This window comes from Vibrio sp. M260118 (genome assembly GCF_036533755.1).
Lineage (GTDB): Bacteria > Pseudomonadota > Gammaproteobacteria > Enterobacterales > Vibrionaceae > Vibrio.
Genome location: NZ_JATABG010000159.1, coordinates 1 through 7,749, shown reverse-complemented (window position 1 = coordinate 7,749; position 7,749 = coordinate 1). Strand labels below are relative to the sequence as shown.

Here is a 7,749-nt window from a genome sequence, read left to right as displayed (position 1 = left end):
CTTGATGGTTGATATTGACCACTTCAAAGAGATCAATGACCAAGTAGGCCACTTATCGGGCGACGAAGTTATTGTACAGGTTGCGAAAATTTGCCAAGGTTTGATCCGCTCTTGCGATTATATCGGCCGTCTTGGCGGGGAAGAATTTGGTATTGTGCTTTCACGTACCAATGCAATCCAAGCTTATGACATTGCAGAGCGCATTCGTCACTCAATTGAAACCACCCCTTGTCGTGTTGATGAGCACATTATTCTACCGACAGTGAGTATTGGCATTGCGGAGCTTAACAACCATGTGTCTTCGGTACGTGAGTTATTAGTTCAGTCAGATAAGGCCATGTATTACTCCAAGCAGACCGGACGCAATCAAGTCACGCTCTACTATGAGAACTTGCCTGATATCAAATCGACCACAGAGCTTAAAGCCAATATCCGCCGCGCCTCCTAAGCGCCCTTTTCTGTATCACAACAAGAGTCTTGATGTGCGTCGCTCTCAAGTGCACCTAAAATTGAACAGTGGCTCGCATTATCATCTATGTGACCACAACACGCATCGTTAATCTTCTTCAGTGCAGTACGGATTCGCTTCAGTTCACTGATCTTACCATCAATGACCGACAACTTAGTGCTCGTTATCGCTTTCACTTCTGCGCAGCTATGCTCTGTTGCTTCTAACTTTATCTCTAATAACTCGCGAATTTCATCCAAGCTTAAGCCCAACTGTTTCGATTTAAGAATGAAATGCACCTGGCGCTGGTTATCTTCATTATAAAGACGATAGCCAGAATCACTGCGACCCGCAGGCTTAATTAAATGATTCTTTTCATAAAATCGTAGTGTGTCTGCGGTAACGTTGCACCGCTTAGCCAATTCACCGATCTGGAACATAACTTTTCCTATTAACTGTTTCGTTACGTTTAGAGCCTAAACTCATGCTTTTCACAATTATTTTTGAGATGCCAAACGATTGCGCGAGCTTTTTTGTAATAAATTAGTTAGAATGTGCGCCATCAAAATCAGAGACTACTTTATCACCACCACATGGTGCAAAGGTCTTTACCAAAACTGGCCAATATCTTATCGCTTCGACTAATACCTAGCATAAGAACAAGTTCATTTTTGGCAAACATCTTTATTTATGTACTAACTCTGTGACTTTGAGGAAATGGAAGCATGACTAACGCTCGTCCTATTCGCCGCGCACTGATCAGCGTATCAGACAAAACTGGTATTGTTGAATTTGCCCAAGCTCTTGCTAACCGTGGTGTTGATATTCTTTCAACTGGCGGTACTGCTCGCCTACTGGCAGAAAAAGGCATCTCAGTAACTGAGGTATCAGATTACACTGGTTTCCCAGAAATGATGGACGGTCGTGTTAAGACTCTTCACCCTAAAGTACACGGTGGTGTGCTAGGTCGTCGTGGTCAAGATGACGAAGTTATGCAACAACATGGTATCAACCCTATCGACATGGTGGTTGTAAACCTATATCCATTCGCAGAAACGGTAGCGAAAGAGGGTTGTACTTTAGCTGATGCGGTTGAAAACATCGATATCGGTGGTCCAACTATGGTTCGCTCTGCAGCGAAAAACCATAAAGACGTGACGATTGTTGTTAACGCTAGCGATTACGACCGCGTTATCGCTGAGATGGACGCTAACGACAAGTCTCTTACCCTAGACACTCGCTTCGACCTAGCTATCGCCGCATTTGAGCACACAGCCTCTTATGACGGTATGATCGCTAACTACTTCGGCACTATGGTTCCATCTTACGGTGAGAACAAAGAGGGTGACGAAGAGTCTAAGTTCCCACGCACGTTCAACCAACAGTTCGAGAAGAAGCAAGACATGCGCTACGGTGAGAATAGCCACCAAGCAGCAGCTTTCTACGTAGAAGCAAATCCAGAAGAAGCCTCTGTTTCAACGGCACGCCAAATCCAAGGTAAAGCCCTTTCTTACAACAACATCGCTGACACTGATGCAGCACTTGAGTGTGTTAAAGAGTTTGATGAGCCAGCATGTGTCATCGTTAAGCACGCAAATCCATGTGGTGTTGCACTAGGTAACAACATTCTTGAAGCATACGACCGTGCATACAAAACAGACCCAACGTCAGCATTTGGCGGCATTATCGCATTCAACCAAGAGCTAGACGCCGAAACGGCAACGGCTATCGTTGAGCGTCAATTCGTTGAAGTGATTATCGCGCCATCTGTATCTGCTGAGGCGGTAGAGGTTGTCGCTGCGAAGAAAAATGTTCGCCTACTAGAGTGTGGCCAGTGGTCAACTAAGACAACTGGCTTTGACGTTAAGCGTGTTAACGGCGGCCTACTGGTTCAAGACCGTGACCAAGGTATGGTAAACCTAGATGACCTGAAAGTGGTTTCTAAGCGCCAGCCTACCGAGGAAGAGCTAAAAGACGCTCTATTCTGCTGGAAAGTAGCTAAATACGTTAAATCAAATGCGATTGTTTACTCGAAGGGTGATATGACTATTGGTGTGGGCGCAGGTCAAATGAGCCGAGTTTACTCTGCTAAGATCGCAGGCATCAAAGCCGCAGACGAAGGTCTACAAGTTGAAGGCTGTGTAATGGCATCAGATGCATTCTTCCCATTCCGTGATGGTATCGACGCAGCAGCAGAAGCAGGCATCAAGTGTGTTATTCAGCCAGGAGGCTCTATGCGTGATGACGAAGTTATCGCAGCGGCTGACGAACACGACATGGCGATGATCTTTACAGGTATGCGTCACTTCCGCCACTAGAGTTAAGGTCCTAGTTCCTAGCGACGAGTTCCTAGAAAGACAAGCTAGGTGAAATACCATGGACTTTCGTCATTCTGAACAGTGAGGAACGAGCGCGATTCAGAATCTGTTACGGTACACACTAAAACCAGATTCCAGATAACTCGCCCCTCGTTTCCGGAATCTTCTAGGAACTAGACACTAGGAACTTTCAATTTTGTTTAAGGATTTTTAATATGCGAGTTTTAATCATTGGTTCAGGCGGTCGTGAACATGCACTAGGCTGGAAAGCGGCGCAAAACCCAAACGTTGAAACAGTATTCATTGCACCAGGCAACGCAGGTACTGCTCTTGAACCGAAGCTTGAGAACGTGAACATCGGTGTTGAGAGCATCTCTGAGCTGGTTGCTTTCGCTAAAGAGAAGCAAATCGAACTAACCATTGTTGGCCCTGAAGCGCCACTAGTTATCGGTGTGGTTAATGCGTTCCGTGAAGCGGGTTTACCGATCTTTGGCCCAACACAGGCTGCAGCACAGCTAGAGGGCTCTAAAGCCTTCACTAAGGACTTCCTAGCGCGTCATAACATCCCAACCGCAGCTTACGCTAACTTCACTGAAATCGAGCCTGCACTGGCTTACGTTCGTGAACAGGGCGCACCAATCGTTGTTAAAGCAGATGGCCTAGCAGCAGGTAAAGGCGTTATCGTTGCGATGACTCTTGAAGAAGCGGAAAACGCAATCAAAGACATGCTAGCTGGCAATGCGTTTGGTGAAGCGGGTAGTCGTGTTGTTATCGAAGAGTTCCTCGACGGCGAAGAGGCGAGCTTCATCGTGATGGTTGATGGACAAAGCGTTCTACCAATGGCCACCAGCCAAGACCACAAACGCGTTGGCGACAAAGATACTGGCCCTAACACTGGCGGTATGGGTGCATACTCACCGGCTCCTGTTGTTACCCCTGAAATCCACGAGCGTATCCTCGAAGAGGTTATCTACCCAACTGTGCGCGGTATGGATGCAGAAGGTCACCCTTACACGGGATTCCTTTACGCTGGCCTTATGATCGATAAAGACGGTACGCCAAAAGTTATCGAATACAACTGCCGCTTCGGCGATCCAGAAACGCAACCTATCATGATGCGTATGGAGTCTGATCTGGTTGAACTGTGTCTAATGGCGATCGATGAGAAGCTAGATGAAGCAGAATCTAAATGGGATCCACGCGCGTCTATCGGTGTCGTTCTAGCTGCGGGCGGTTACCCTGCAGATTACGCAAAAGGTGATGTTATCTCTCTACCCGCAGAACAAGTTGATGGTCAGAAGATTTTCCACGCAGGCACAGCAAATAACGCATCAGGCGAAATCGTAACAAACGGCGGCCGCGTACTGTGTGCGACAGCACTGGGTAATAGTGTTTCTGAAGCGCAGCAGCAAGCTTACGCACTCGCTAAGCAAGTTAGCTGGAACGGAATGTTCCACCGCAACGACATCGGCTACCGCGCAATTGCTCGCGAGCAAGAGAAGTAAAACACAACATCAGTTGGCTTATAACAAAAAGGCGCTCAAATGAGCGCCTTAGTTTTTTAGACAAGTATAAATCCGTCATTCTTCAATAAGAACAGGCCGTTCGATACAGTCGTGGCTATCTTCATCTAACATCAATAGCTGATCGACCACAACCTTGCTACTTCTAGTCTTGCCTAAGAAAGCTGCATAGCTATCGACACTAGACAGGCGGTTAACGACAAAGCTAGGTAAGGTCTCATTAAACTCTATTTGCTCATAGCTTTGACCCGTACAGGTTTCAAAGCTTGCTCCGTCCCAATAACCTTGGATTAGGCGAACACCAGAGCTACTCTGCTGCTTAGTACGCTTAGGAATATTCAACGCTTCTTGCTTCAACCAAGCAATCTTATCCGCTTTCAGAGGTAATACTTTTCCATCTAAACGGTACTGTTGATATATGGCCTCACCGCTCTTATTAAAACGGACATGGATTCGATACGGAACCAAACCCTGAGTATCTTTAAGCTGTTGTCCTTCACGAATCAGCTCTCGAAGATCGCCATCTTCCCAACGGTAGTCAGACTTATACCAACCATAGTCCCCAGCTCCGACGTAGTCCGCGGCTGTGTAGGGGAAAGTTAGGCGTTCTGTATACCAATATAGGCTGGTAGCATCACCCAAGCTCTGTCCCCCAGTATATTCGGTGAACTGGTCAGGGTTTGACACCGGAGCACTCGATGAACAACCAACGAGTAGAGAGGCGATTAGTGAAGGTGCGAGGAGTTTTTTCATCGTCATAAAATAAATATACGCCAAGATAGCAGCTACCTTGACGTATTATATACAATTCCGAGCTTGAAGCTCTGAAATCAGCAGTAAATTACTTTACTGAATCTTTCAGTGCTTTACCTGCTACGAATGCAGGAACGTTAGCTGCAGCGATTTGAATCTCTGCACCAGTCTTAGGGTTACGACCAGTACGTGCTGCGCGGTGGTTAACTTTGAATGTACCAAAACCAATTAGTTGAACCTGGTCACCGTCTTTCAGTGCGCCAGTTACGCCTTCAAGAGTTGCTTCAAGAGCAGCTTTAGCTTGTGCTTTAGATAGGTCTGCTTTTTCTGCAATAAAGTCGATTAATTGGGTCTTGTTCATTAGGTTTCCCTTCTCATCTGTTATCGAATTAAACTCACTCTAAAACATAAATGCCCCATCTGGCAAAGGTTTGTAAGCGATCTTTAGCTCTCATGCCGTACTTTTAACCATATTCTGAGTAATAACTCACAATTTGTTACTGTGTCGACCAAGCTTAATACTTGTTTTTAACCCTTTTTAGCCTTATTTATAGACATGCGGGAGTCCGAAAAGCCTGATATTTCGGGACTTAACGCGACTAAAAAATGCCCATATCAACTATGCTCAGGTGTGAAAAGCTGCGGCTTTTTAGGCAAATACTGGTAGGGTATAAATCTACATAGGACACTTATGCTGTTGCTAACTATATACGTCTCCATTGCGATTGGCGTATCGTTTATCTGCTCCGTATTAGAAGCGGTTCTTCTGAGTATATCTCCAAGCTACATTGCCCAGTTGCGCCAACAAGGCCACCCAGCGGCAGAACATCTAGCAAAGTTAAAAGCGGATATTGACCGCCCACTTGCTTCAATACTGACGCTGAACACTATTGCTCATACCATAGGTGCGGCGAGTGCTGGTGCTCAAGCTGCGGTTGTATTTGGCAGCGAATGGTTAGGTGTATTCTCTGGCGTACTCACTTTAGGCATCTTAGTGCTATCAGAGATCGTTCCAAAAACCATCGGCGCAACATACTGGCGTCAACTATCACCACTGTCAGCTGTGGTACTACGCTGGATGGTATGGGCGCTCACTCCATTTGTTTGGTTCTCAGAGCAAATCACTAAGCGCTTAGCAAGTGGACATCAAGCGCCTAAAATGCGCGATGAGCTATCAGCAATGGCGATTTTAGCCAAAGAGAGCGGCGAGTTTGCTGAGGGTGAATCTAAGATTCTTAACAATCTGCTTGACATTCAAGACGTGCCAGTTACTCAGGTAATGACGCCTCGTCCTGTGGTTTTCCGTGTCGATGCAGAGATAACGATCAACGAATTTCTCGACAAGCATAAAGAGACACCATTCTCGCGCCCTCTGGTTTACAGCCAATCAACCGACAACATCATAGGTTTTGTTCACCGCCTAGAGTTATTTAAGCTGCAACAAGCAGGCTGTGGCGAAAAACAACTAGGGGCCGTAATGCGCCCAGTGCACGTGCTGCTCAATACCATGGCGCTGCCAAAAGCATTTGAGCAGATGATGGCGAAGCGTCTGCAATTGGCGATGATCGTCGATGAATACGGCACCATTCAAGGTATTTTGACGTTAGAAGACGTGTTTGAACACTTAGTTGGTGAAGAGATTGTCGATGAAGCAGACCGCACCACTGACATGCAAGAGCTCGCTTTTGACCGCTGGGAAAAGTGGAAAGAAAAACACGGTGTAATCGAAAATCGTGATGACGATGAAGAAGAGCAAAGCGCTGAAGAACCAGTAGAAAAACCGAAAGACAAAAAAGACGAGAGCTAGTTAACTGGATAACAAAAAAGAGGGTTGACGTGAAAGCGTCGACCCTCTCTATTTTTGTCAGATCTAGTCTGAACTAATACAACTAATTGTATGTTCGGGCTATAACTCCCTGACCACTTAGCACATACTTTCGAGCCTCATAGCTGACGAACAGCGATTCACCTTTGTTGAGAGTCTCAACTTCGTCACATGATGCAATAGTAACTCTCCCCTCCACACAAAATACTATTTCAGCACTATCTACTTCTATTGACATTTCTCTTGAAGCTAGTTCGATGATTTCGAAAGAAAAATCATCCACTGGCACAGGATATTTTTTCGTATTTCCACATAATTCCGGAGTCAATTTAAGATCTTTAGGTTCGATAGAGTAGAAGCTCGTGTTATCAACTAATTCACTAACATCAATGTGCTTTGCCGTTAGTCCAGCTCTAAGTACATTATCTGAGTTAGCCATCACTTCCAATGCCGTTCCTTGAACGTATGCGTGAGGGGTTTCAGCGTATAAGAACATTGCCTCTCCTGGCTTTAGTTCTACAACATTCAACATGAGCGGAGCCAACAGTCCAATATCATCCGGATGGTACTTGTTAAATTGATCAATGTACTCTGCAGCTTGACGAGCAAGTTCACTTAATTCTTGATTTTGAATAGCAGCAATCAGTTCACTAAGTACAACCGACTTTCTCTTGCTATCAAGCTCCATTACCGACGAAAAAAAGTCTTGTAGCCCATCTGGTGTTTGAAACTCTGTCAAAAAAGAGAGCTCTTTTGACAAACTATTAATAGGTATTTCTCGAAATAGCTCCAAAATTGTTTCAATGGGACGGAAACCATTCATTGCTTTATAAGTTGTTATCGCGTAAACAAGCTCTGGTTTGTGATTAGAGTCTTTATAAT

The 7,749-nt window shown here is 45.5% G+C and carries 8 protein-coding genes; 4 read left to right on the top strand and 4 right to left on the bottom strand.

Going from position 1 to position 7,749, the window contains the following annotated elements:
• Positions 1-448 (top strand): GGDEF domain-containing protein (locus QTO00_RS10975; RefSeq protein ID WP_331424844.1); only part of this gene is annotated, 448 nt, incomplete at its 5' end.
• Here the strand turns inward: QTO00_RS10975 and zntR are convergent.
• Complete coding sequence (gene zntR, locus QTO00_RS10970; RefSeq protein ID WP_038208984.1) at positions 445-888, bottom strand: Zn(2+)-responsive transcriptional regulator; 444 nt, start codon at positions 886-888, stop codon at positions 445-447. The two genes, QTO00_RS10975 and zntR, sit on opposite strands and share 4 nt — an antisense overlap.
• 285 nt (positions 889-1,173) lie before the next feature.
• Between zntR and purH the strand changes: the two genes are divergently transcribed.
• Together purH and purD are read left to right on the top strand one after the other, a co-directional pair.
• Positions 1,174-2,766, top strand: coding sequence for a bifunctional phosphoribosylaminoimidazolecarboxamide formyltransferase/IMP cyclohydrolase (purH, locus tag QTO00_RS10965; protein WP_331424841.1), 1,593 nt, complete (start codon positions 1,174-1,176; stop codon positions 2,764-2,766).
• 215 nt (positions 2,767-2,981) lie between these two features.
• Complete coding sequence (purD, locus tag QTO00_RS10960; RefSeq protein WP_331424839.1) at positions 2,982-4,271, top strand: phosphoribosylamine--glycine ligase; 1,290 nt, start codon at positions 2,982-2,984, stop codon at positions 4,269-4,271.
• A gap of 75 nt (positions 4,272-4,346) precedes the next feature.
• Here the strand turns inward: purD and QTO00_RS10955 are convergent, their stop codons facing one another.
• Entirely contained in the window at positions 4,347-5,048 is a 702-nt protein-coding gene (locus QTO00_RS10955; RefSeq protein WP_331424837.1) for a DUF1481 domain-containing protein, read from the bottom strand.
• A gap of 82 nt (positions 5,049-5,130) precedes the next feature.
• A complete protein-coding gene (gene hupA, locus QTO00_RS10950; RefSeq protein WP_038208977.1) occupies positions 5,131-5,403 on the bottom strand; it encodes a nucleoid-associated protein HU-alpha in 273 nt (90 codons plus the stop codon).
• A 330-nt stretch (positions 5,404-5,733) separates the two neighbouring features.
• Here hupA and QTO00_RS10945 point away from each other — a divergent pair, with 330 nt between their 5' ends.
• Positions 5,734-6,849: a hemolysin family protein gene (locus tag QTO00_RS10945; protein WP_331424835.1), complete on the top strand. Its 1,116-nt coding sequence runs from the start codon at positions 5,734-5,736 to the stop codon at positions 6,847-6,849.
• A gap of 82 nt (positions 6,850-6,931) precedes the next feature.
• On the opposite strand, the gene manA is transcribed toward QTO00_RS10945, so the two are convergent.
• Positions 6,932-7,749, bottom strand: an 818-nt coding sequence (gene manA, locus QTO00_RS10940; RefSeq protein WP_331424834.1) for a mannose-6-phosphate isomerase, class I, incomplete at its 5' end; no start/stop codon positions are given.